General features: G+C 65.2%; 21 protein-coding genes. 10 read left to right on the plus strand and 11 right to left on the minus strand.

The annotated features are described in order from the left end of the window. The first annotated feature begins 149 nt into the window (after window positions 1–149). Window positions 150–1,052: a 4-hydroxyphenylacetate catabolism regulatory protein HpaA gene (gene hpaA / locus V0R59_RS19110; protein ID WP_330078382.1), complete on the plus strand. Its 903-nt coding sequence runs from the start codon at window positions 150–152 to the stop codon at window positions 1,050–1,052. A gap of 93 nt (window positions 1,053–1,145) precedes the next feature. Here the strand turns inward: hpaA and V0R59_RS19115 are convergent, their stop codons facing one another. From V0R59_RS19115 to V0R59_RS19150, 8 genes are all read right to left on the minus strand, one after another. After that, window positions 1,146–1,508, minus strand: a complete 363-nt coding sequence (locus tag V0R59_RS19115; RefSeq protein WP_330076315.1) for a 5-carboxymethyl-2-hydroxymuconate Delta-isomerase — start codon at window positions 1,506–1,508, stop codon at window positions 1,146–1,148. Continuing rightward, the gene (locus V0R59_RS19120; RefSeq protein ID WP_330076314.1) at window positions 1,493–2,272 is read right to left on the minus strand and encodes an ABC transporter ATP-binding protein; all 780 of its coding nucleotides are present in this window, start codon (window positions 2,270–2,272) and stop codon (window positions 1,493–1,495) included. The genes V0R59_RS19115 and V0R59_RS19120 overlap by 16 nt, the downstream gene beginning before the upstream one ends. Before the next feature lie 10 nt (window positions 2,273–2,282). Beyond that, window positions 2,283–3,122 (minus strand): ABC transporter ATP-binding protein, encoded by an 840-nt coding sequence (locus V0R59_RS19125; RefSeq protein WP_330076313.1) that lies wholly within the window; start codon window positions 3,120–3,122, stop codon window positions 2,283–2,285. Window positions 3,123–3,133: 11 nt separating this feature from the next. After that, window positions 3,134–4,051, minus strand: a complete 918-nt coding sequence (locus V0R59_RS19130) for an ABC transporter permease (RefSeq protein ID WP_330076312.1) — start codon at window positions 4,049–4,051, stop codon at window positions 3,134–3,136. Between the two features lie 60 nt (window positions 4,052–4,111). Further along, entirely contained in the window at window positions 4,112–5,722 is a 1,611-nt protein-coding gene (locus V0R59_RS19135) for an ABC transporter substrate-binding protein (RefSeq protein ID WP_330076311.1), read from the minus strand. Between the two features lie 50 nt (window positions 5,723–5,772). Then, window positions 5,773–6,810: an ABC transporter permease gene (locus V0R59_RS19140; protein ID WP_330076310.1), complete on the minus strand. Its 1,038-nt coding sequence runs from the start codon at window positions 6,808–6,810 to the stop codon at window positions 5,773–5,775. 65 nt (window positions 6,811–6,875) lie between these two features. Continuing rightward, complete coding sequence (locus V0R59_RS19145) at window positions 6,876–8,486, minus strand: ABC transporter substrate-binding protein (RefSeq protein ID WP_330076309.1); 1,611 nt, start codon at window positions 8,484–8,486, stop codon at window positions 6,876–6,878. Window positions 8,487–8,557: 71 nt separating this feature from the next. Further along, window positions 8,558–9,712 (minus strand): mandelate racemase family protein, encoded by a 1,155-nt coding sequence (locus V0R59_RS19150; protein ID WP_330076308.1) that lies wholly within the window; start codon window positions 9,710–9,712, stop codon window positions 8,558–8,560. A gap of 351 nt (window positions 9,713–10,063) precedes the next feature. Between V0R59_RS19150 and V0R59_RS19155 the strand changes: the two genes are divergently transcribed. Then, window positions 10,064–10,789, plus strand: coding sequence for an oligogalacturonate-specific porin KdgM family protein (locus V0R59_RS19155; RefSeq protein WP_330076307.1), 726 nt, complete (start codon window positions 10,064–10,066; stop codon window positions 10,787–10,789). A 56-nt stretch (window positions 10,790–10,845) separates the two neighbouring features. Next, on the plus strand, window positions 10,846–11,664 hold the full coding sequence (locus tag V0R59_RS19160) for an NAD-dependent epimerase/dehydratase family protein (RefSeq protein WP_330076306.1): 819 nt from the start codon (window positions 10,846–10,848) through the stop codon (window positions 11,662–11,664). A 48-nt stretch (window positions 11,665–11,712) separates the two neighbouring features. Here V0R59_RS19160 and V0R59_RS19165 read toward each other — a convergent pair whose 3' ends face one another. Further along, window positions 11,713–12,648, minus strand: a complete 936-nt coding sequence (locus V0R59_RS19165) for an AEC family transporter (RefSeq protein WP_330076305.1) — start codon at window positions 12,646–12,648, stop codon at window positions 11,713–11,715. A 97-nt stretch (window positions 12,649–12,745) separates the two neighbouring features. On the opposite strand from V0R59_RS19165, the gene V0R59_RS19170 reads away from it, so the two are divergent. After that, complete coding sequence (locus V0R59_RS19170; RefSeq protein WP_330076304.1) at window positions 12,746–13,627, plus strand: LysR family transcriptional regulator; 882 nt, start codon at window positions 12,746–12,748, stop codon at window positions 13,625–13,627. 99 nt (window positions 13,628–13,726) lie between these two features. Further along, entirely contained in the window at window positions 13,727–15,724 is a 1,998-nt protein-coding gene (cyoB, locus tag V0R59_RS19175) for a cytochrome o ubiquinol oxidase subunit I (protein WP_330076303.1), read from the plus strand. A gap of 74 nt (window positions 15,725–15,798) precedes the next feature. Here the strand turns inward: cyoB and V0R59_RS19180 are convergent, their stop codons facing one another. Next, a complete protein-coding gene (locus V0R59_RS19180; RefSeq protein WP_330076302.1) occupies window positions 15,799–16,371 on the minus strand; it encodes a hypothetical protein in 573 nt (190 codons plus the stop codon). Between the two features lie 327 nt (window positions 16,372–16,698). On the opposite strand from V0R59_RS19180, the gene V0R59_RS19185 reads away from it, so the two are divergent. Then, the gene (locus tag V0R59_RS19185) at window positions 16,699–17,724 is read left to right on the plus strand and encodes an AraC family transcriptional regulator (RefSeq protein ID WP_330076301.1); all 1,026 of its coding nucleotides are present in this window, start codon (window positions 16,699–16,701) and stop codon (window positions 17,722–17,724) included. Window positions 17,725–17,981: 257 nt separating this feature from the next. Here V0R59_RS19185 and V0R59_RS19190 read toward each other — a convergent pair whose 3' ends face one another. Then, complete coding sequence (locus tag V0R59_RS19190) at window positions 17,982–18,953, minus strand: AraC family transcriptional regulator (protein ID WP_330076300.1); 972 nt, start codon at window positions 18,951–18,953, stop codon at window positions 17,982–17,984. Between the two features lie 208 nt (window positions 18,954–19,161). Here V0R59_RS19190 and antA point away from each other — a divergent pair, with 208 nt between their 5' ends. Genes antA through catA form a run of 4 tightly spaced genes read left to right on the plus strand, consistent with a single transcriptional unit; the run spans window position 19,162 to window position 23,030 of the window. Next, window positions 19,162–20,550 (plus strand): anthranilate 1,2-dioxygenase large subunit, encoded by a 1,389-nt coding sequence (gene antA, locus V0R59_RS19195; protein ID WP_330076299.1) that lies wholly within the window; start codon window positions 19,162–19,164, stop codon window positions 20,548–20,550. Beyond that, a complete protein-coding gene (gene antB / locus V0R59_RS19200; RefSeq protein ID WP_330076298.1) occupies window positions 20,547–21,038 on the plus strand; it encodes an anthranilate 1,2-dioxygenase small subunit in 492 nt (163 codons plus the stop codon). Before antA ends, antB begins: the two co-directional genes overlap by 4 nt. Window positions 21,039–21,049: 11 nt before the next feature. Then, entirely contained in the window at window positions 21,050–22,084 is a 1,035-nt protein-coding gene (gene antC / locus V0R59_RS19205) for an anthranilate 1,2-dioxygenase electron transfer component AntC (RefSeq protein WP_330076297.1), read from the plus strand. Between the two features lie 31 nt (window positions 22,085–22,115). Then, the gene (gene catA, locus V0R59_RS19210; RefSeq protein ID WP_330076296.1) at window positions 22,116–23,030 is read left to right on the plus strand and encodes a catechol 1,2-dioxygenase; all 915 of its coding nucleotides are present in this window, start codon (window positions 22,116–22,118) and stop codon (window positions 23,028–23,030) included. Window positions 23,031–23,194 lie beyond the last annotated feature (164 nt).

Consider the following 23,194-nt stretch of genomic DNA (forward strand, 5'->3'; position numbering starts at 1 on the left):
AGTGGGCGGGACGACACAGGGTGCCCCGCGGGGACAATTGTTAATGTGTTAACGTTATAATTAAGATGTTAACGAAATGCAAGCTGCCGTGTGTTCGATGGCGCGGTAAGCTGGCGGGCAGAACAAGAAGCGGTACGAGGTAAAGGCACATGAGCGATCGCACGCCGATCCCCAACATCAACATCGGCCAGGTCTACGACCAGCGCTACAGCGACTCGGAGGTGCACTACGACAAGCTCGGCAACCTCGCCGGGTTTTTCGGGCGCAACATGCCGGTGCACCGGCACGACCGCTTCTTCCAGGTGCACTACGTCAAGTCGGGAACGGTGCGGGTGTACCTGGACGACCAGCAGTACGTCGAATCCGGGCCGATGTTCTTCCTCACTCCGCCGACCATTCCCCATTCCTTCGTCACCGAAGCGGATGCCGACGGGCATGTGCTGACCGTGCGCCAACAGTTGGTGTGGCAGTTGCTGGAGGTGGATCCGGGGCTGGCGCCGGGGCCGCAGGTGGCGCCGGCGTGCGTGGCGTTGAGCGGGCTGGAGCCGGCGTTCGCGGCGGAGGCGCAGCGTCTGGAGTTGCTCTTCGAATTGCTCGGAACGGAAGTGGAGGGGATGCAAGCCGGACGCGAGGCGGCGCTGTACAGCCTGACCCGCCTGATCATGGTCAGCCTGTTGCGTCTTTGTGCCCGTTCACTGCCGGCGCGGACCACGCGGCATGAGGACCTGCAGATCTTCCACCGCTTCAACGAGCTGATCGAGGCGCATTACCTGGAGCATTGGCCGTTGTCGCGCTATGCCGAGGGAATCGGGGTGACCGAAGCGCGGCTGAACGATGTCTGCCGGCGCATCGCCGACCTGCCGTCCAAGCGCCTGGTACTGGAAAGGGTGATGCAGGAGGCCAAGCGGCTGCTGCTGTTTACCGGCAGTTCGGCGAACGAGATCTGCTACAGCCTGGGGTTCAAGGATCCGGCGTATTTCAGCCGGTTCTTCTTGCGTTATGCCCAGGTGACGCCGGGGGAGTATCGGCAGCGGCAGGGTGGATTGCGTTGATCGCGTACCCTGTGGGAGCGGGTTTACCCGCGATGGCGTCGGTGAATTCACTATCGCAATCGCGGGTGAACCCGCTCCCACAGGGCCTTGTGATCAAGCCGAGGTGCTTTGCAGGTACTGAGCGCGATTGACGAACACCTCCCGCGCCATCTCGCGGACATCCATGGACAGCGCCGCCACCTCCGGCAGCAGCTCCACCAGGACCTGCAGGGTTGCGGTCGCCAGACTGCGGCGCTGTTCGGCGCTGCGGCCGTCGAGCACCGACAACGTCACATGGACAAAATCCTCCGGCCTCTCACCACAGCGGTAATGTTCATAGCCGGCTATTCGCACCTTGATATCGCCGGGCCTGAAGAACCCGCTGGCATCGATGGCGTCATGCACCGCCTTCAGCAACAGCGGCTCCCCCACCCGCGCGGCCAGCGCCGCCGGGCATTCGATCAAACAGTGAGGCATGGCCCGCTCCTCTCGGCACTGAAATCACGGCTGGCCTGGACCAGCATGCGGGTGTACTCGTGGGTCGCCAGGTCCTGGCCCAGGCCCTGGCAGTCCAGGCGCTCGACGATGCGCCCGTGCTGCATCACCGCGACCTTGTCGCACAGGTGGCTGACCACGCCGAGGTCGTGGGTGACCATCAGGTAGGTGAGCTTCTCGCGCTGGCGCAGGTCCGACAGCAGGTTGAGGATCTCCGCCTGCACCGACACATCGAGGGCCGAGGTCGGTTCGTCGAGCAGCAGCACCCGCGGTTCCAGGATCAAGGCACGGGCGATGGCCACGCGCTGGCGCTGGCCGCCGGACAACTGGTGCGGGTAGCGGTAGCGGAAGCTGTCGTTGAGCCCGACCTTGAGCAGGATGTCGTTGATCCGGTCGTCGCGGTCGTCCATCCCATGGATGGTCAGCGGCTCGCGCAGCGCGGTATCGATGGTGTGCCGTGGATGCAAGGAGCCGTAGGGGTCCTGGAAGACCATCTGCACCTTGCGAAAGTGTTCTTTGGGGATCTTGTGCTGCAACGGCACGCCGGCGATGCTCAGCGCCCCGCTCCAGTGCCGGTACTGCCCGGCCAGGCAGCGCAGCACGGTGGTCTTGCCGGAACCCGACTCCCCCACCAGGCCGAACGACTCGCCGTCCTCGACACTCAGGTTGACGTCGTGCAGCACCTGGTTGAGCGCCGGGCCGACGCCAAAGCTCAGGTTCAACGATTGGGCTTGGATCATGGACATGGTCGGTTCCTCAGCAGGTGAGCCAGAGCGGGTCGCGTTGCAGCACCGGCAAGCGCGGACGGCGGTTGTCCATGCTCGGCAAGGCCGCCAGCAAGCCACGGGTATAGGGGTGTTCGGCGTGGTGCAGGTCGCAGGCGGCAAGGGATTCGACCACCCGCCCGGCATACATCACCAGCACCCGGTCGCAGTAGTTGCGCACCAGGTTGAGGTCGTGGCTGACGAAGATCAGGCCCATCCGGTTTTCCACCACCAGTTCCTCCAGGACGTTGAGCACCTGCTGGCGCACCGAGACGTCGAGGGCCGAGGTGGGCTCGTCGGCGATGATCACTTCCGGGCTGGTGATCACCATCATCGCGATCATGATGCGCTGGCCCATGCCGCCGCTGACCTCATGCGGGTACAGGTCGTAGACCCGCTTGGGGTCGCGGATATGCACCTTTTCCAGCATGCCCAGGACCCGCTCGCGGGCCTCGGCGCGGCTGGCCTTGTGGTGGGCCAGGTAGGCTTCGGCGATCTGCTCGCCGACCTTGACCACCGGATTGAGCGAGTATTTCGGGTCCTGCATGATCATCGAGATGCGGTTGCCGCGGATCTTCTGCATGGCCCTTTCGCTGGCCGAGAGCAGATCGACCTCTCCGAAGCGCAGGGCCTTGGCGCTGATCTGCGTGCTGGCCGGGTGCAGCTTGAGCAGGCTGCGCCCGACCGTGGACTTGCCCGAGCCGGACTCGCCGACGATGGCGAGCTTTTCCCGGCCCAGGGTGAAGGACACGTCACGCACCGCGTGCATTTCTTTCTTGCCGTTGACGAAGCGCACATTGAGCGAATCGACAGTGAGTTTTGGCGTCGACATACAGCCTCCAGTTATTCGCTACGCGGATCGAGAATGTCCCGCAGGCCGTCGCCCAGCAGGTTGAACGCCAGGCTCACGAGCATGATCGCCGCCCCCGGTACCGCCACCAGCCACCAGCATTCGAGCATGTAGCGCCGGCCGGTGGAGATCATCGCCCCCCACTCCGGCAGCGGCGCCTGGGCACCCAGGCCGAGGAAGCCAAGGGCCGCGGCGGTGAGGATGATCCCGGCCATGTTCATGGTCAGGCGGATGATCACCGACGACAGGCACATGGGCACGATATGGCGCAGGATGATGCGGCTCGACGAGGCGCCCTGCAGCTCCACCGCGACGACGAAGTCGGCCTTGCGCAGCGACAGGGTTTCGGCCCGTGCCAGGCGCGCGATCGGCGGCCACGAGGTGAGCGCGATGGCCACCACGGCATGCTCCAGGCCAGGGCCGAGGGCGGCGATGAAGGCCAGCGCCAGGACCAGGCTCGGGAAGGAGATGAAGATGTCGGTGATGCGCATGAACACCGTGTCGACCACGCCGCCGAAATACCCGGAGACGGTGCCGATGAACAGCCCGATGGGGCCGACGATGATGCTCACCAGGGCGATGATGTAGAGGGTGATGCGCGAGCCGTAGACCAGCCGGCTGAAGATGTCCCGGCCATATTCGTCGGTGCCGAACCAGTGCGCGGCGCTGGGCGCCTGCAAGGCATTGGCGAGGTTCTGCAGCACCGGGTCGTGGGTGGCGATCCAGGGCGCGAAGGCCGCCACCACCACCAGCAGCAAGGCCACCACCAGGCCCGCCAGGGTCATGGGGTTGCGCAGCAGGTGGCGCAGCACCCGCAGGCTGCTCTTGTACAAGGCGTCGAGGCTGGACGCCGGGGTAGTGTCGGCTTGCCGCTTGGCGGCGGTTTCGCTGGAAGACATGTTGGCAATCATCGGCATGTTCTCGGTGTGGACTCATGGCCGTGCCAGCGCCCACAGGCGCCGGCCCGGTACTCAGCGTTGCTTGTAGACGCCCAGGTAGCGGGTCGCCTCGGCGTCGTCGCCGACGAAGCCCTTGACGTCCACCGCGCTCACGGCGGTGTCGGTCATCTGCGAGATCATCATGATCGGGCCGACCTGCTGGTCGTACAGGTTCTGTGCTTCGTGGTACATGGCCAGGCGCTTGCCGGCATCGCGCTCGACGCCGACGCGGTCAATCAGGTCGTTGAGCTGGCGGCTGAAGAACGATGCGCGCCAGCCCTGGAAGTTGGGCAGGCCGGCGGCGTCGCTGTTGTCCGGGTTGTAGACGAAGGTGCGCAGGCTGAAGTACGGATGCGGGTAACGCTCGGCACCGCGGGCCACGATCATCTCGAAGTTGCGCGCGCGCATCGCACCGTAGACCTGGTTGCCGGTGCCGGTGACGATGGTGGCCTTGATCCCGCCTTCGGCCAGGGTCGCCTGCATGCGCGCGGCGATATCGATGAACGGCGGCTCGGACAGAGTGCGGATGGTGGTGGAGAAGCCTTGCGGGTAGCCGGCTTCGGCCAGCAGCGCCTTGGCCTTGGCCACGTCCATCGTGTAGCCCGGATCCGGCAGGCGTGCCTCCAGGCCAAGCTGCATCGGCTGCTGGTTGAGCTTGCCGTAGTGCGGCATGACCTGCTCGTCCAGGCCCTTGTAGTCGATCAGGTTGCGGACCGCCTCGCGCACCTTGCGGTTGGCGAATTCCGGCTGCTTCATGCTCATCGCCACGTAGTACATGGTGCCGCGCTGCAGGGCCTGGACCTGCAGCTTGTCGGAAGCCTCGATGGCCTTGATGTCCGGAGCGGCCATGCCGTAGGCCAGGTCGAGGTCGCCGCGTTCGAGCATCAGGCGCAGCGACTGCGACTCGGTCATGTGCCGCAGCAGCACGCGCTTCACTTTCGCCGGGCCAGCCCAGTAGCCGTCGAAGCGGGTCATCACCAGGGCGTCGTTGGCGCTCCACTTGCTCAGGGTGAACGGCCCGCTGCCGGCTTCGTTGGTCACCAGCCAGGCACCGCCGAGGTCGCCGTTCTTCTCGTGCTTGAGGGTTTCCACGCGGTCGACCACCACCGCGCTGGGGGAAATCGCCAGGGAGTCGATCACCAGCAGCGGATCGGTCGCCTGCGGCAGCTCGACCACCAGGGTGTGGGCGTCGCTGGCGCGGATCAGGCCCTGGATGTTGTCGACGCTGTAGCCGTACGCCTTCCAGGTGGTGGCGAGGCCGAAGTTGAGTTTCATCACCCGGTACAGCGACCAGGCCACGTCTTCGGCGGTCAGGGCATTGCCGGAGTGGAACCTGACGTCATCGCGCAGGTGGAAGGTGATGCGCTTGCCGTCCTCGCTGATTTCCCAGCGTTCGGCCAGTTGCGGCAGGTGCTTTTCCGGGTTGCCGTTGTCGCGCTTGATCAGCGTGTCGTAGAGGTTGGCGTTGATCCCGGAGGCGTCCAGGCCCGGGGCATTGGCCGGGTCGATGGAGAACAGGTTGACCAGGCTCATGCCGACGATCAGCTGGTCGGCCGGCGTCCTGGCCTGCACCGCGGCCATCGGGCCCAGGGCCAGGATGGCGCCCAGCAGGGTCAGGCGCAGGGTCGGGAATACAGTCTTCATGGGGCATCCTTCTTTTTATAGTTGTCGATGTGTTCGCGCCGGCCGGGGGCTCAGCGGGTCCTTGGGTCGAACACCTTGTAGAGCGCATCGCTGATCAGGTTGAGGGCGACGAAGATCAGGCCGATCACCAGCACGCAGCCCATCACCGCGTTCATGTCGCCAAGCATCAGGCTGCTGGTCAGGTACTGGCCGAAACCGGGCCAGGCGAACACCGTCTCGATCAGCACCGCGCCCTCCAGCAGCGAGCCGTAGGCCAGGGCGACCACGGTGAGCAGCTGCACGAGGATGTTGCGGAAGGCATGGCCCCAGACCACCTGGCGCCGCGACAGGCCCTTGACCCGGGCGGTGATGATGTACTCCTGGGACAGTTGTTCGAGCATGAAGCTGCGGGTCATGCGGCTGATGTAGGCCACCGAGTTGAGGCCGAGGATCAGCCCCGGCAGGACGATATGCCGCAGCGCGCTGCTGAAGGCCTCCCAGTCGCGCGCCAGGGCGGTGTCGACCAGCATCAGGCCGGTGACCTCCGGGACCATGCCGTCGTAGGCGAGGTCGATACGCCCTGCCCCGCCGGCCCAGCCGAGCCAGGCGTAGAACACCAGCAGGCCCATCATGCCGACCCAGAAGATCGGCGTGGAATAGCCGAACAGGGTGATGACCCGCGCCACATGGTCGCCCAGGCGCCCCTGGTTGCTGGCGGCGACCACGCCCAATGGCAGGCCGATAAGCACGCCGAAGAGGATCGCCAGGGTCGCCAGTTCGAGGGTGGCCGGGAACACCCGCTTGATGTCTTCCAGCACCGGGTGCCCGGTGAGCAGCGCATTGCCGAAGTCGGCGTGCAGCAGGTCGTTCAGGTACAGGCCGAACTGGGTCCAGATCGGCTTGTCCAGGCCCATGGCCTGGTACACCTGGTCGTAGGTGGAGCTGTCGGCGTCCGGTCCGACCACGGCGAGCACCGGGTCCAGCGGCATCACCCGGCCGATGAAGAAAGTCAGCGCCAGCAGACCGAGCAGGGTCACCAGGACCGTGCCGGTCCGGCGGGCAGTACCGGACACGCGGGCGCCCAGTACCGAGGCAGTCGAAAGAAACATAACGGGCTCCTGAAATGGCGTTCGTGGGTCGACGCGGCGTGCGGGGCCCGCGGGCCCCGCTGCGCTCAGCGCGACTTGTAGACGTCCTTGTAGCGGGTGGTGGCGGCGCTATGGCCCTGGTAGTTCTCGACGTCGTGGTACAGCACCACGGTGTCGGTCATCTGCGAGACCGGCAGGATCGCCCCCACCTGCTCGTCCAGGGTGTTCTGGATCTGCTGGTAGTCGGCCAGTTGCCTGGCCTTGTCCGGCTCGACTTCGGCGCGCTCGATCAGGCTGTTCAGCTCGGGGCTGTAGAACGAGGTGCGCCAGCCCTGGAAGTTGCTCAGCTTGGCCTCGTCGCGGTTGTCCGGGTTGTACACCAGGGTGCGCAGGCTGGAGTGGGGATGGCGCTCGGCACCGCCGCCGCCGCGACCGACCAGGATGTCGAAGCTGCGTTCGCGCATGGCGCCGTAGATCTGGTTGCCGGTACCCGTGACGATGGTCGCCTGGATCCCGGCCTGGGCCAGGGTCGCCTGCAGGCTGGAGGCGATGTTGATGAACGGCGGCTCGGTGAGCACGCGGATGGTGGTCTTGAAGCCGTTGGGGTAGCCGGCCTCGGCCAGCAGTTTCTTCGCCTCGGCGACGTTCAGGGTGTAGCCCGGATCGTCCAGGCGCGCCGCCAGGCCCAGGGGCAGCGGACGCTGGTTGAGCTGGCCGTAGTGCGGCATCACGGTCTGGTTGATGCCCTGGTAGTCGATCAGCGAACGCACCGCCTTGCGCACCCGGGCATCGTCGTAGGGCTTGCTCTTCACGCTCAGGGCCACGTAGTACAGGGTGCCGCGCTGCACGGTCTGGGTACGCACCTGGTCCGAGCTTTCCAGCGCCTCGATATCCGGCGCCGACATGCCTTTGGCCAGGTCGAGGTCGCCGCGCTCCACCATCAGGCGCAGGGATTGCGACTCGGTCATGTTGCGCATGACGATGCGCTTGAGCCTGGCCGGGCCACCCCAGTAGCCATCGAAGCGGTTCATCAGGATCACGTCGTTGGCACGCCAGTCCTTGAGGATGAACGGGCCGCTGCCGGCAGCGTGGGTGGTCAGCCAGGCGCCGCCCATGTCGTCGCCCTTCTGGTGCTGCTGCACCACCTTGCGGTCGAGGATGAAGGCGCTGGGCGAGGTGGCCAGGGTATTGAGCACCAGCAACGGGTCGGTGGGCCGTGGCAGCTCGATGACGAAGGTGTGTTCATCGACCGCGCGCATCTGCTGGTCGACGTTGCCGGCGCTGAAGCCGTAGGCCTTCCAGGTCGAGGCCAGGGCCAGGTTGAGCTTGAGCACCCGCTGCAGCGACCAGGCCACATCCTCGGCGCTCAGCGGATTGCCGGACTGGAACTGGACGCCCTTGCGCAGGGTGAAGGTGAGGGTCTTGCGGTCGTCGCTGACCTGCCAGCTCTCGGCCAGGGCCGGGACCAGCCGGTCCGGCTGTTGCGCATCCTGCACCAGCAGCATGTCGTAGAGGTTGGCATTGACCTCGGAGACATCCAGCCCGGTGGCGGCGGCCGGGTCGAGGGACAGCAGGTTGATCATGCTCATGCCGACGATCAACTGGTCGGCCGGGGTCTTGGCGAAAGCCAGGGGCGTGGCGCTCAGGGCCAGCAGCGCAGTCAACGCCCCCGCGCGAAGTTTCGGGAGAACGCTCATGTGAGATTGCCTTTCTTGTAGTTATTGGACTTCTCGGGCGGCACGCGCGCAGGCGTGCCGCCAGGCACGGATCAGTAGCTGTGCTGCGTGTTGGTCTCGACGTAGTTGAAATCGATGTCCTCGCCCAGGCCAGGCAGGTCCGAGAGGTGCACGAAACCGTCTGCGTCCATCGGGTCGACCAGGCGCTTGAGGTAGGCCGGTACTTCGTCATAGTCGAGGAACGGGTGCAACAGGCCGCGCTCGTACCAGGTGCAGTTCTTGATGGCGCCGACCACCGCCAGGTTGGCCGCGCCGTTGCCGTGGATCTCGCAGTCCATGCCGAACGACTCGGCCATGTGCGCCACCTTCAGGCACGGGGCGATGCCGCCGACCCCGGCGACACCGGCGCGAAGAATGTCGCAGACATCGTTCTTGACCCAGCTGGCCCGGCTCAGGTGCTTGCCGCCGAGGCTTTCCGGGCCGAGGATCGGGATGTCCAGCTGTCCCGCCAGCCAGGCGTAGGATTCGGCGGAGTCTTCCATCATCGGTTCTTCGAACCAGGCGAAATCCAGCTTCTCCAAGGCGCGGCCGATGGTCAGGGCGTCGGTGCGGCTGTACCAGTGATAGCCGTCGATCATCAGGGCGATGTCAGGGCCGACCGCCTCGCGCACGGCGGCGCAGGCCTTGATGTCCATGCCCACGCTGGGCGCGAAGGACACCGGCGGCATCCAGGTGTGCAGCTTGATCGCCTTGTAGCCGCGCTTGACCAGGGTCTCGGCGAAGCGGCCGTATTCCTCGGGGGTGGACAGGCCGCCCGGCAGCTCGTCGCCGCACATGGTCGAGCCATAGGCCGGGACCTTGTCGCGGTAGCCGCCGATCAGCTTGTGCACCGGCACATTCAGCTTGCGTCCGGCCCAGTCCCACAGCGCCTGCTCCACCAGCGCCAAGGCGCGGTCGGTCAGCTGGCTGGCGCTGCCGCGCTGCCAGTGGGCGAGGTCATGCCAGATCTTCTCGCGGTCGAAGGCATTGGCCCCCACCAGCACCTTGCGCACGAAGCCATCCAGCACATAGGGACGAATCAGCTCCGGCGCGCCCAGGGCATAGCCCTCGTTGCCGCATTCGGTCTTGATCCGCAGGAGGGCCATGCTGGCCTGGGTCACGTCGCCCGGATGGGCATGCCCGGCACTGTCGACGGCACGGCGGGTGGGGTAGGAAAAGATCTGCACGTTTACAGCGGTGATGATCATGGACGTCTGGGCCTTTTTATTAGGGTTGGCGGCGAAGGAGTCACGCTCTGGACGAGATCCTACGTCATCATACAACTTTTTAAAAGCACCCCTTTCAAATCTTTCAAAACCCCGTTCTGCGCCTCACAAAACAACCCATCAACCCCCTTCAAATCCCAATACAACCGGCGAAATCACCGGAATAGAGCCCTCTAATTTCGTCGTCAGACAACATCTCAAGAAATCGTAGACAACCTCATAGTTGTCCGATAACTTATTTTTCAAATTCGCCTCGGAGCCACCTGCCCACCACACCTCTACCGACACCCGCGCCTCATCACGACCTCGACAACAAAAACAAAAGAAGATCGCATGAACACCACATTTCGCAGCCTTATCGCCGTCGCCACCCTCGGCCTGTCCCTGCACGCCCACGCAGACTCGGCCAGCATCAACTACCGTCACGGTTTCACCGAAGACGACAGCATCCATTCGGACCGGATCAAGATGAACTACCGGATGGACAGCGGCCTCGGCTTCGCCGCCGAGATCAAGTACAAGACCGCGGGCGACCGCGAGGACGTCGCGTACGACAACATGGTCAACAACGGCCATGAGTTCACCGTGGACTACAACTACAAGTTGAGTCCCAGGTCGACGCTGACGCCGGCGTTCCAGATGGACAGCTCCAAGGACGCCACCACCTACAAGTTCGGGCTGAAGTACAACTACAAGATCTCCGACACCTGGTACGTCGCCGCCCGGGTGCGCCAGGACGCCCGCAGCCTGGACCGCGACCTGATCGACCGCAGCAAGGACGACCGCGCCAAGGACAACCAGAACACCACCCGCCTGGAAGGCTGGCTCGGCTACACCCCCAAGGGCCCCTGGGCCTTCGAGTACCAGTACATCCACTTCGAGACCGACTACATCCGCTACGACAACAAGAAGAGCGACTACGAGCAGAACCTGATCATCAAGTACAAGCTCAACAAACAGTGGGCGCCGTTCATGGAGGTGGGCGACATCAAGGTCAACTCCACCACCGACGACCGCCAGGCACGCTGGCGTATCGGGATCCAGTACAACTTCCTGTAATCCACGCTCCGGGCAGCCATTGCGGCTGCCCGGTCACGCTTTGAAAGGCAGCCGTCATGACCACCACCGCGAACAAACCCTTCCACCGCCTGCTGCTGACCGGCGCCGCCGGCGGCCTCGGGCAGATCCTGCGCGAAGCCCTGCTCGCCCATGCGGACATCGTCCGCGTTTCCGATATCAGCAGCATGGCGCCCGCCGCTGGCGCCCATGAAGAAGTGATGCCCTGCGACCTGGCCGACAAGGCTGGCGTCCTTGCCCTGGCCAATGACGTCGATGCCATCGTGCATCTGGGCGGGATTTCCACCGAGCGTAACTTCGAGGAGATTCTCGACGCCAATATCCGCGGCACCTTCCATATCTATGAAGCGGCGCGCAAACAGGGGATCAAGCGGGTCATCTTCGCCAGCTCCAACCATGTCACCGGTTTCTACCCGCAGGACGAGACGGTGGACGCCCATTCGCCGCGTCGCCCGGACTGCTACTACGGGCTGTCAAAGTCCTACGGCGAAGACCTCGCGACCTTCTACTTCCACCGCTACGGCATCGAGACCGTGAGCCTGCGCATCGGCTCGTCCTTCCCCGAGCCGCGCAACGTGCGCATGCTCTCCACCTGGCTCAGCTATGCCGACCTGGCGCACCTGGTGGAACGCGCGCTGCTGGCCGAAGACGTCGGCCACACCGTGGTCTATGGCGTCTCGGCGAACCGCGACCTGTGGTGGGACAACCGCCACGCCGCCCACCTGGGCTTCGCCCCGCAGGACAACTCCGAGCGTTTTCGCGCACGCCTCGAACAACTGCCGCAAGCGGCGGCAGGCGAGCCAGGCGCCGGACTCCAGGGCGGTGCCTTCACCGCGGCCGGGCCGTTCGGCGACTGATCGGCGCAGCTATCCGGGCGGGTCTTGCAGGCGCTGCGCAGACCCGCCTCAGGCAGAAAAGTGGAAGCAGTAAAGCAACCCGCCCAAGGTCAGCAACGACCCCATCGTCGACAGCAATATCGCCTTGGACACCACCCCCGCCTCGCGCTGGTAATACTCCGCCAGCATGAACGGCCCGGTGCCGGTGGGCAGCGCGGCGAGCAGCACCGCCGAGGTCGCCCACATCGACGGCAGGGCCAGGACCTTGAACGCCAGCACCCAGGTAAGCAGCGGCTGGCCTACCAGCTTCATCGCCACCAGCGGCCAGGCGCTGCTTTTCTGCTGCGGCGCCGGCTGCGCCAGGAACAGCCCCAGCGAGACCAGGGCACACGGCGTGGTGGCCGCCGCGAGCATGTCGAGGAAGTGCATCACCGGCAGGGCGATGCCCAGCCCGGTGCAGGCCCAGAGTCCGCCGGCGACCGGCGCGATCACCAGCGGGTTCTTCGCCAGCGCCCGCAGCACCTTCGCCGCCGCGCGCCCCACATGCTTCTCGGTCTGCAAGCCGACCTCGATGCACACCACGGCGATGGCGAACAGCACGCAGACCACGATCAGCGTGGCGATCAACGCCGGCTGCAACCCGGCGTCACCAAACAGCAGCGCACACAGGGGAATGCCGATATAGCCGGTGTTGGCGTACCCCGAACTGAGCCCGTCGATGCTCGCCGTCGCCAGGCCGTGGCCGCTGCCCAGGCGCCAGAGCAAGGTCACCAGGAACATCGCCAGCGTCCCGCCGCCGAAGGCCAGGACGAACCCCGGCTGCCAGATCGCGGCCCAGGTCGCGGTGGCCGTGACCTTGAACAGCAGCGCCGGCAGGCACAGCCAGACCACCATGAGGTTGATTTCCGAAGCGGCCCGGGGACCCAGCTTGCCGCTCTTGCGGCACAGGTAACCGACCAGGATCAGGGCAAAGATGGGGACGACGACAACAAGAACGGTGTGCATGACGCTTCCAGTCAGGAGAAACCGGCGCCAGTGTAGGAATCTGCTTCGATACGGTCCAATGACTTAGAATGCCTCGATCCATAGCCTGGAGGCATCGATGATCGAACTCAGACAACTGCGCTATTTCCTCGCCCTGGCGGAGCACCTGCACTTCGGCAATGCCGCCGCCAGCCTCCACCTGGCGCAGCCTTCGCTGAGCCGGCAGATCTCCGGCCTGGAACAGGCCATGGGCTGCGAGCTGGTGCAGCGCAACTCGCGCTCGGTGAGCCTGACGGCCGCCGGCCGCGAACTGCAGCGCAACGGGGCCCAGCTGATGGCGGCCTTCGACTCGGCGATCCGCGCCAGCCAGGCGGTGGCCCGTGGCGAACGGGGCGAGTTGCGCATCGCCTTCACCTCGATGGTGGCCTGGACCGGTTTTCCGAAACTGATCAAAGGCTTTTCCGAGGCCTATCCCGATATCGACCTGTCCCTGCACGAGCTGATGCCGGCGGAGCTGGAGCAATCGGTAGCGGGCGGGCTCAACGACATCTGCCTGTCGTTTCGCCAGGCCGGTCACGAAGCCCTGCAATACCGGCCCTTGCACACGGAAAAACTGTGCATCGCCCTCCCCGCCGATCACCCCTTGGCCCGGCGCCGTAACCTGAGCCTTGGCGACCTGCGCGACGAGCCCTTCATCCTCACCCCGCGCAACACGGCACCGGCGCTGTACGACAGCATCATGGGCCAGTGCCAGGCGGCAGGCTTCGATCCTCAGGTGCGCATGTACACCCAGTTGCAGGGCACCATCGTCAACCTGGTGGCCGAGGGCCTGGGGGTGTCCATCGTGCCGTCGGCGATGAGCCGCAGCAACCTGCAAGGCATTCGCTTCCACGCCCTCGCCGATTCGCCGCAGATCGAGTTCGGGATCAGTTGGCATCCGCACAATGGCAATCCGTGCCTGGCGTCGTTCCTGGAGCTGCTGGGCCTGGCAGCGCGCTGACCGACCGTTCGTCGCCCGTTTGCGCGCGCTACGCAACTCTGCGTCCATCGTGCTGCTTCTAAGCCTGCAAGCGGGGCAAACCAGCACAAGGCCAGAGCCATGTTCGGAAAGCTGAGCTGGGACGCCATCCCGGTACACGACACCCTCATCATGACCACCCTGGCCGTGGTCGGCCTGATCGGCCTGGCGGTATTGGTGGCGATCACCTGGCAGCGCCGATGGACCTGGCTGTGGCGCGAATGGCTGACCTCCGTGGACCACAAGCGCATCGGCGTGATGTACATCGTCGCCGCACTGGTCATGCTCCTGCGCGGCTTCGCCGACGCCCTGCTGATGCGCACCCAGCAGGCCATGGCCTCCGGCGGCTCGGCGGGCTACCTGCCGCCGGACCACTACGACCAGATCTTCACCGCCCACGGCACCATCATGATCTTCTTCATGGCCATGCCCCTGCTGATCGGCCTGATGAACATCGTCGTGCCCCTGCAGATCGGCGCCCGCGACCTGGCCTTTCCCTTTCTCAACGCGGTCAGCTTCTGGCTGTTCGTCGCCGGCGCGCTGCTGGTGAACATTTCCCTTGGCGTCGGCGAGTTCGCCCGCACCGGCTGGGTCGCCTACCCGCCGCTGTCGGGCATCGACCATAGCCCCGGGGTGGGCGTGGACTACTGGATCTGGTCATTGCAGATCGCCGGGGTCGGCACGCTGCTGACCGGGGTGAACTTCTTCGTCACCATCATCAGGATGCGCACCACCGGCATGACCCTGTTCCGCATGCCGGTGTTCACCTGGACCGCGCTGTGCACCATGGTGCTGATCCTCGCCGCCTTCCCCATCCTCACCGCCACCTTGCTGCTGCTCAGCCTCGACCGCTACCTGGGCATGCACATCTTCACCACCGACCTGGGCGGCAACCCGATGATGTACATCAACCTGATCTGGGCCTGGGGTCACCCGGAGGTGTACATCCTCATCCTGCCGGCGTTCGGCGTGTTCTCCGAAGTGGTTTCGACCTTCGCCGGCAAGCGCCTGTTCGGCTACCACTCGCTGGTCTGGGCGAGCATCGTCATCACCGTGCTGTCGTTCGTGGTCTGGGCCCACCACTTTTTCACCATGGGCGCGGGGGCCAGCGTCAATGCCTTCTTCGGCATCATGACCATGGTCATCGCCGTGCCCACCGGGGTGAAGATCTTCACCTGGCTGTTCACCCTGTTCCGCGGCCGCCTGCGCTTCGAGACGCCGATGCTGTGGACCCTGGGCTTCATCGTCACCTTCAGCATCGGCGGCATGAGTGGCGTGCTGCTGGCGGTGCCCGGCGCCGACTTCCTGTTGCACAACAGCCTGTTCCTGGTGGCGCACTTCCATAACGTGATCATCGGCGGCGCGGTATTCGGCTATCTCTGCGGCCTGAGCTACTGGTTCTCCAAGGCCTTCGGCTTCAGGCTCCACGAGCGCTCGGGGCGGGCGGCGTTCTGGTGCTGGCTGGTGGGTTTCTATTTCGCCTTCATGCCCTCCTACGTGCTGGGCTTCATGGGCATGACCCGGCGCCTGAATGCGGTGGACGTGCCCGAATGGCGACCGCTGCTGCTGATGGAGATGCTGGGCGTGGCCATCATCCTCTGCGGTGTCGGCTGCCAGCTCGCCCAGTTGCTGCTGAGCTTCCGCCAGCGCCACGAAAACCGTGACCACACGGGCGATCCGTGGAACGGCCGGACCCTGGAATGGGCCACTGCCTCGCCGCCGCCGGTGTACAACTTCGCCGTGCGGCCGGTGGTGGAAGGCATCGATGCGTATTGGGGCATGAAGGAACGCGGGGTCCAGGCCCAGGCGGCAGCGGATTACCAGCCGATCTACCTGCCGCACAATACCAGCCTGGGGCTGGTGATCGGTCTGTCGAGCCTGCTGCTGGGCTTCGCCATGGTCTGGCATATCTGGTGGCTGGCGCTGGCCAGCCTGCTCGGGACCGTGGCAACGCTGGTGTTGCGCAGCAGTGACGAACAGACCGGCTACTGGCTGCCGGTCGAGGTCATCGAACGAACGGAGCGGGAATGGCGGGCGACGGCGAAAAATCCTGAAATCCGATCGACCTGTGGCGATTGAACGGCGTCGATAGGCAGGACCAGGGGATCAGGAAGGCGTGAGTGGAGTACAACCCGACGAGAATGTCGAACCCCCTAGAAGCGCCTGAACCCTGCGTTGTCGCGCAATCTGCGCAGATGCTCGTCCACCAGCTCAGGTCTGTGCAAATACCGGTTTGGGGAGCGAATCACCACGGCCACCCGCATGAGTTGCTCATCGTCGAGCTGGCTCAGCGGGCTGCCGAACATCTGCATCGAGAGGCCATTGCAGCCGCCTGGCACGGCCAGGACGCGATACAAGACCTCGATCTCCCCGGAAGCCAGATGCAGGTCCACAAGCAGGCGCCAGAGTGCCAGGTCCAGGTACCACGATACGGGGGGACGGTCGGGGTACGCATTGGTCAGCAATCGCCGAGTCACCATCAAGGTGATTGCGTCGTTTCCATCCACTGACTGCGTCGTTCGGATGAACGCCGGGTTTGGCGCGAGATCCCCAGCCGATGCGCTGGCGAGGATCTCGTTGAATTGCTGGCGGTGGGGGAGAAATACCCTGATGTCGTAAACGGCTACGGCGGCCAGCAGTGCCGCCGCGGGCATGACCAGACACCCGAGCAGCGCGAGTCCGATCTTTCTTTTTGCCGTCATTGGCTGTCGCGGGGATCCCTGCATGCGTATTGCCTCGTCTTCCTGTTGAACATCCTGATGGCGCTCGACAGATAGACGGATGGGAGGATTGTTTTTCCATCGCAGCAAATCACAGCAGCAGCCTGGCGGGCGCTGGCCGCCCAGGTTCGCTGGTCGCCTCACCACCTAGCGACGACCAACATACAGATTGGTCTGTTCCTTGCTGAGTAACAGGCAAGCCGACGGTGATCGGCACCAAGGATCACACTGCCGCCCAGGCACTATCCGGACACTGCAGCGACCATCCGGTAACTGCAAGGCACCGGGTCCAAAAGCGTGCAGCCGTGGTTGCCTGTGTAACGAGAGGTGACAATGATCTCCAACGAAGCAAGCCTTGCGAGCGGTGAGTGCTTCAGTGAATTGCAGCTGTTCACTGAAGAGAACCAGTTGTTCCTGCACTACGACCTGGACAGCGTGCGCTCCAGTGTCGGGCGCATCTTCAAGCCTCACGAGCTGTCTGCGGTACGCCCCCAGGAGACGGTCGGCGCCTGCATGCACCATGTCGCTCGCGGCGGCCTGGCCCTGAGCCGCCTGGAGTACGCCACGGAAGTGGATATCGACCCCGGGCGCCTGGAAGATTTCTATCTGATCCAGATCCCCATCCAGGGCGGCGCGCTGATCCGTTGCGAGGGGCTGGAGTTCGAGTCCTCGCCACAGGTCGCCTCGCTGCTCTCGCCGAGCCTGCCGGCGCGCATGCGCTGGCAAGGGCACTCGCCGCAACTGACCCTGCGCCTGGAACAGTCGGACATGGCCTACCACTGCCGCCAGCACATTCCCCAGGCAAGCCAGCACCTGCCGCAATTCGACCCGCGCCTGGACTTCTCGCGACCCGGAGCGGCGTACTTCCTGCAATTGCTCAATACCCTGGCCAACGCCCTCGGCAGTCCCGAGCATCCGCTGCACCAACCGCTGGTGCTCAAGCAGTTCGAATCGGCGCTGCTCAATTCCCTGCTCTACGGCCAGGCTCACAGCGCCCTGGACAACCTGGAGCGTCCGGCGGACAAGAACATCTCGCCCTATTTCATCAAGCGCACCGAGGCCTATATCCGCGAACACCTGCACGAGCCGCTGAGCGTCGAGTCACTGGCCGAGCAGGCCGGGATCAGCGTGCGCACGCTGTTCGCCGGGTTCCGCAGCTTCCGCAATACCAGCCCGATGGCCTACATTCGCGAACTGCGCCTGGAACAGGTGCACGAGGAACTGACCCGCAACGACCAGGCCTCGGTGACGGACGTGGCGTTCAAATGGGGGTTTGCCCACCTGGGGCGGTTTGCCCAGGAGTACAAGCGGCGCTATGGAGAATTGCCCTCGGCGACCCGGCGCTTCCGGGTGTCCTGATGGCACCCGCGGGGCATGGGTATCTACACATCTTTGATCTGGTAGAACGCGGACCCTGTGGGAGCGGATTTACCGGGACGCCGGACCGCCGCGATCGGCGGCGAAGCCGTCGTAAAACCTGAATCCCAAGTCTGCCTGACACACCGAGGACACAGGTTTTATGGCCGCTTCGCGCCCAATCGCGGATAAATCCGCTCCCACAGGTACGCGGCGCTCTATCGTTTCGTGACTGACTGAAGATGTGTAGATACCCACCCTCAGCGCAACCGCGCCAGGGTGCCCGACGGCGACTCGCCGAATGCCTTGCGATAGTCACTGGCAAAGCGCCCCAGGTGCCCGAAGCCCCACTCCAGCGCCACGCTGGAGACACTCGCCGCCGCGCCCCCGGCCAATAACGCACTGCGCACCGCCGTCAGCCGGTAATGCTTGAGGTAGGCCATCGGCGTCAGGCCGTGATGACGGCGAAAAGCCTCATACAGCTTCTCCCGGGAAACTCCGGCCACCTGCTCCAGGTCGTTCAGGCGCAGCGCGTCCCGGGCATGTTCCTGAAGGAACTGCCGGGCCCGTACCAGGTACTGCGGGACCCGCTCCAGCCCGCCCTGCTCCAGCTCGTCGGAGTGATTGTTCGGCTGCGCCAGCAACAGCGCGCGGATCAGCAGGCACTCCATGTCCCGGGCCAGGCGCGGCTGCGCATACAGCGCACCGAGCTGCGGCCAGTTATCCAGCAGGTGGCGAACGCTCAGCCACCAGGCCGCCACCTGCTCGCAGCCGATGTCCATTTCCGCGCGAAAGCGGATCGGTTCGCGCAGGGGGCGCTGGAGCATGTCCTCGGCCACCTCTTCCAGGGCGCGGCGGCTCACCACCACCTGGAGTTTTTCGCAGTCTCCGCCCAGCTCCAGCGAGTGCGCCTCCAGCGGTGACACCACCAGCCCGCAGGCCGCGTCGGAACGTACCTGGGCGCGACCGCTGCGCAAGCGCTGCCGTCCGCGCAGCGGCAAGCTGATGCTGTAGGCATCGAGGGAGCGGATGTCGATGCTCACTGCCGTGCCGTAGGCGATACGCCCCAGCACCGTGCCCAGGGCCGGCAGACGCGTGCCCAGGTGGCTGAAGCTCAGTTGCTCGGGATGCCGCGAGCGCAACTGGTGAGGCCCGCAGATATCACTCATCCACTGCTGCGCCTGGGTCAGTTCGGCGCAGTGGTTGTGCAGGGTAGCGGCGGCACGGTGCATGGGCGTCTCCTGGCGATGGCGGGCATGGACGATTCTCCGCGCGCGAGCGCCCTCGCCACTATCCGTTTTCTGCAGCTATTTGCCCCTCCTCCATCCGCCCGCTGCAAGGGCGCAAGAAATGGCTGGTCAATGCCCACAAAGCGGCTAGAGCGAGCCCGCCGCCAGCGCTTCAATCCGGCACAGAAAGCCAACAACGAGGACACGCCCGATGAGCGCCCGCAACCTGAGCCAATGGCAAGACTACGTCCGGGGTTGCCTGGACTTCCGCCCCGTCGAAGGGGTCTATCGCGTCGCCCGCGATATCTTCACCGAGCCGGAACTGTTCGACCTGGAGATGGAGCTGATTTTCGAGAAGCAGTGGATCTACGCCTGCCATGAAAGCGAAATCAGCCAGCCCAACGACTTCCTCACGATGCGCGCCGGGCGCCAGCCGATGATCATCACCCGCGACGGCAATGGCCAACTGCACGCCCTGATCAACGCCTGCCAGCACCGCGGCGCGACCCTGACCCGCCAGGGCTCCGGCAACCAGTCGACCTTCACCTGCCCCTTCCATGCCTGGTGCTACAAAAGCGACGGTCGCCTGGTCAAGGTCAAGGCGCCGGGGGAATACCCCGAAGGCTTCGACAAGGCCACCCGCGGCCTGCGCAAGGCGCGGATCCAGAGCTACAAGGGCTTCGTCTTCATCAGCCTGGACACTCACGCCAGCGACTCGCTGGAAGACTTCCTCGGCGATGCGCGGATCTTCTTCGACATGATGGTCGCCCAGTCCCCCACCGGCGAACTCGAAGTGCTGCCAGGCAAGTCCACCTACACCTACGACGGCAACTGGAAGCTGCAGAACGAGAACGGGCTGGACGGGTATCACGTCAGCACCGTGCACTACAACTACGTGTCCACGGTGCAGCACCGCCAGCAGGTCAATGCCGCCAAAGGCCAGGGCGACAGCACCCTGGACTACAGCAAGCTGGGCGCCGGCGACGCCGAGACCGACGATGGCTGGTTCAGCTTCCACAACGGCCACAGCGTGCTGTTCAGCGACATGCCCAACCCGGCCGTGCGCCCCGGCTACGCCAGCGTGATGCCACGGCTGGTCAGCGAATACGGGCAGGTCCGCGCCGAATGGATGATGCACCGCCTGCGCAACCTGAACATCTACCCGAGCCTGTTCTTCATGGACCAGATCAGCTCGCAACTGCGCATCGTGCGCCCGGTGGCCTGGAACAAGACCGAAGTCACCAGCCAGTGCATCGGGGTCAAGGGCGAATCAGCCGCCGACCGACGCAATCGCATTCGCCAGTTCGAGGACTTCTTCAACGTCTCGGGCATGGGCACGCCGGACGACCTGGTGGAGTTCCGCGAACAGCAGCGCGGCTTCCAGGCGCGCCTGGAGCGCTGGAGCGATATCTCCCGCGGCCATCACCGCTGGACCGAGGGCGCCACGCCCAACAGCGAAGCACTGGGTATCCAGCCGCTGCTGACCGGCCGCGAGTTCACCCACGAAGGCCTCTATGTCAACCAGCACGGCACCTGGCAGCGCCTGCTGCTCGAAGGCCTGGCCCGCCGCGCCCTGCAACCGAAGGAGATCCCGGCATGAACCTTTCCCTGCACTACGCCATCGAGCAGTTCCTGCTGCGCAAGGCCGAGCTGTGCGATGCCCAGGACTGGGACGCCTACGTGGAACTGTTCGATCCCGACAGCCTGTTCCACCTGCCGCAGTGGGAGAGCGAGCACCGCTATGTCGAAGACCCCGACCAGGGCCTCTCGTACATCTACTACCAGGATCGCTCCGGCCTGGAAGACCGGGTGTTCCGCCTGCGCACCGGCAAGTCGGCGGCGTCCACCCCACACCCGCGCACCCTGCACCAGATCAGCAACCTGCGGGTGCGCGAGCTGGACGACGGGCAGTTCGAGGCCCGCGTCGCCTGGCACACCCTGTACGCCCGCCAGGGGCGCCAGGGCAGCTTCTTCGGCCACTGCACCTACCTGCTGCGCCAGGACGGCGAGGGTTTCCGCATCCGCCGCAAGCACGTGCTGCTGCTCAACGACACCATCGACTCCGTGCTCGATTTCTATCACCTCTGAGGGTTGCCGCCATGTCCCATAACGTTGCCCTCAGCTTTGCCGACGGCAAGACCTTCTTTATCGCGGTCAAGCCCGGTGAGCTGCTGCTGGATGCCGCCCTGCGCCAGGGCATCAGCCTGCCGCTGGACTGCCGCGAGGGCGTCTGCGGCACCTGCCAGGGCCGCTGTGAGTCCGGACGCTACGAGCAGGAATACGTCGACGACGAAGCCCTCAGCGCCCGCGATCTGGCCGAACGGAAGATGCTCGCCTGCCAGACCCGCGTACAGTCCGACGCCACCTTCTACTTCGACCACGATTCCAGCCACTGCCATGCCGGCGAGCCGCTGCGCCTGCAGAGCAAGGTGCTGCGGGTCGAGCAGGTCTCGGCCAGTACCGCGATCCTCCACCTGGATGCCGGCGCCCAGGCCGACACCCTGCAATTCCTTCCCGGCCAGTACGCCCGCCTGCGCGTGCCGGGTACCGACCAGTGGCGCGCCTACTCCTTCGCCAACCGGCCAAACCCCGGCAACCAGCTGCAGTTCCTGATCCGCCTGCTGCCGGACGGCGTGATGAGCAACTTCCTGCGCGAACACTGCGCCCCTGGCATGGACATGCAGCTGGAGGCCCCGCTGGGCAGCTTCTACCTGCGCCAGGTCGAGCGGCCGCTGGTGATGGTGGCGGGCGGCACCGGCCTGTCGGCCTTCCTCGGCATGCTCGACGAAATCGCCGAGCGCGGTGACTGCGGCTACCCGATCCAGCTGTTCTACGGGGTCAACCAGGAAGCCGACCTGTGCGAGACCGCACGCCTGGAGGGCCTGCGCCAGCGCATTCCCGGTTTCGAGTTCACCCCGGTGGTGAGCCAGCCGGGGGAGGACTGGCAAGGCCGCCGCGGTTATATCCACGAGCACTTCGATGCCACGCGCCTGGCCGCCACGCCGTTCGACATGTACCTGTGCGGCCCGCCGCCGATGGTCGAGGCGGTGAAAGGCTGGGTGGCCGAGCAGGCCCCGGCGGGGGTGCAGGTCTATGCGGAGAAATTCCTGCAAAGCGCAACGACCCGAGCTTGACCGAACAATCACAACAAGAGAGGCAAACATCATGACCGTAGCCATTTCCCAGACCGCCGACGTGCAAGCCTTCTTCGAAGAAGCCGCCGGCTACCGCAACGATAACGGCAACCCGCGGATGAAGCGCATTGTCCTGCGGGTGTTGCAGGACGCCGCGCGGCTGATCGAGGACCTGCAGATCAGCGACGACGAATTCTGGACTGCCGTGGATTACCTCAACCGCCTCGGCGGCAAGAACGAGGCCGGGCTGCTGGTGGCCGGACTGGGCCTGGAACACTTCCTCGACCTGCTCGCCGATGCCCGGGATGCCCAGGCGGGCAAGGTCGGTGGCACGCCGCGGACCATCGAAGGGCCGCTGTATGTCGCCGGGGCCCCGCTTGCCCAGGGCGAGGTGCGCATGGACGACGGCAGCGAGGACGGCCAGGCCACGGTGATGTTCCTCGACGGCCGGGTGCTGGACCTGGACGGCGCGCCGATCGCCGGCGCCATCGTCGACCTGTGGCATGCCAACACCAAGGGCAACTACTCGTACTTCGACCAGAGCCAGTCGGACTACAACCTGCGCCGGCGCATCGTCACCGATGCCGAAGGCCGCTACCGTGCCCGCAGCATCGTGCCCAGCGGCTACGGCTGCAACCCGCAGGGACCGACCCAGGAATGCCTGGACCAGCTTGGCCGCCACGGCCAGCGGCCGGCGCATGTGCACTTCTTCATCTCGGCGCCGGGTTACCGGCACCTGACGACCCAGATCAACCTGTCCGGCGACCAGTACCTGTGGGATGACTTCGCCTATGCCACCCGGGACGGGCTGGTGGGGGACGTGACCTTCAGCGAGGACGGGCGCCAGGCGCACATGACCTTCGACTTCGCCCTGCAGGGTGCGGCCAGTGCCGATGACCAGGAACGCAGCCAGCGGCCTCGGGCGTTGCAAGGGCAAGGGGCCTGAGCTCTTCCGGGCCCTTGATGACCTCATCGCTGCATGGGTGAGCAGAGGTTGAAAGAGCGACGCATACCCTGTGGGAGCGGGTTTACCCGCGATTGCGATAGTGAATTCACCGACGCAATCGCGGGTGAACCCGCTCCCACAAGTTCCCAATGAATCAATGAGTT

The sequence above is a fragment of the Pseudomonas ulcerans genome, assembly GCF_036324125.1.
GTDB lineage: Bacteria > Pseudomonadota > Gammaproteobacteria > Pseudomonadales > Pseudomonadaceae > Aquipseudomonas > Aquipseudomonas ulcerans.

Coding starts and splice junctions, on each gene's coding strand:
- hpaA (WP_330078382.1), top strand. CDS start 150: ATGAGCGATCGCACGCCGATCCCCAACATCAACATCGGCCAGGTCTAC.
- V0R59_RS19115 (WP_330076315.1), bottom strand. CDS start 1,508: ATGCCTCACTGTTTGATCGAATGCCCGGCGGCGCTGGCCGCGCGGGTG.
- V0R59_RS19120 (WP_330076314.1), bottom strand. CDS start 2,272: ATGTCCATGATCCAAGCCCAATCGTTGAACCTGAGCTTTGGCGTCGGC.
- V0R59_RS19125 (WP_330076313.1), bottom strand. CDS start 3,122: ATGTCGACGCCAAAACTCACTGTCGATTCGCTCAATGTGCGCTTCGTC.
- V0R59_RS19130 (WP_330076312.1), bottom strand. CDS start 4,051: ATGATTGCCAACATGTCTTCCAGCGAAACCGCCGCCAAGCGGCAAGCC.
- V0R59_RS19135 (WP_330076311.1), bottom strand. CDS start 5,722: ATGAAGACTGTATTCCCGACCCTGCGCCTGACCCTGCTGGGCGCCATC.
- V0R59_RS19140 (WP_330076310.1), bottom strand. CDS start 6,810: ATGTTTCTTTCGACTGCCTCGGTACTGGGCGCCCGCGTGTCCGGTACT.
- V0R59_RS19145 (WP_330076309.1), bottom strand. CDS start 8,486: ATGAGCGTTCTCCCGAAACTTCGCGCGGGGGCGTTGACTGCGCTGCTG.
- V0R59_RS19150 (WP_330076308.1), bottom strand. CDS start 9,712: ATGATCATCACCGCTGTAAACGTGCAGATCTTTTCCTACCCCACCCGC.
- V0R59_RS19155 (WP_330076307.1), top strand. CDS start 10,064: ATGAACACCACATTTCGCAGCCTTATCGCCGTCGCCACCCTCGGCCTG.
- V0R59_RS19160 (WP_330076306.1), top strand. CDS start 10,846: ATGACCACCACCGCGAACAAACCCTTCCACCGCCTGCTGCTGACCGGC.
- V0R59_RS19165 (WP_330076305.1), bottom strand. CDS start 12,648: ATGCACACCGTTCTTGTTGTCGTCGTCCCCATCTTTGCCCTGATCCTG.
- V0R59_RS19170 (WP_330076304.1), top strand. CDS start 12,746: ATGATCGAACTCAGACAACTGCGCTATTTCCTCGCCCTGGCGGAGCAC.
- cyoB (WP_330076303.1), top strand. CDS start 13,727: ATGTTCGGAAAGCTGAGCTGGGACGCCATCCCGGTACACGACACCCTC.
- V0R59_RS19180 (WP_330076302.1), bottom strand. CDS start 16,371: ATGCAGGGATCCCCGCGACAGCCAATGACGGCAAAAAGAAAGATCGGA.
- V0R59_RS19185 (WP_330076301.1), top strand. CDS start 16,699: ATGATCTCCAACGAAGCAAGCCTTGCGAGCGGTGAGTGCTTCAGTGAA.
- V0R59_RS19190 (WP_330076300.1), bottom strand. CDS start 18,953: ATGCACCGTGCCGCCGCTACCCTGCACAACCACTGCGCCGAACTGACC.
- antA (WP_330076299.1), top strand. CDS start 19,162: ATGAGCGCCCGCAACCTGAGCCAATGGCAAGACTACGTCCGGGGTTGC.
- antB (WP_330076298.1), top strand. CDS start 20,547: ATGAACCTTTCCCTGCACTACGCCATCGAGCAGTTCCTGCTGCGCAAG.
- antC (WP_330076297.1), top strand. CDS start 21,050: ATGTCCCATAACGTTGCCCTCAGCTTTGCCGACGGCAAGACCTTCTTT.
- catA (WP_330076296.1), top strand. CDS start 22,116: ATGACCGTAGCCATTTCCCAGACCGCCGACGTGCAAGCCTTCTTCGAA.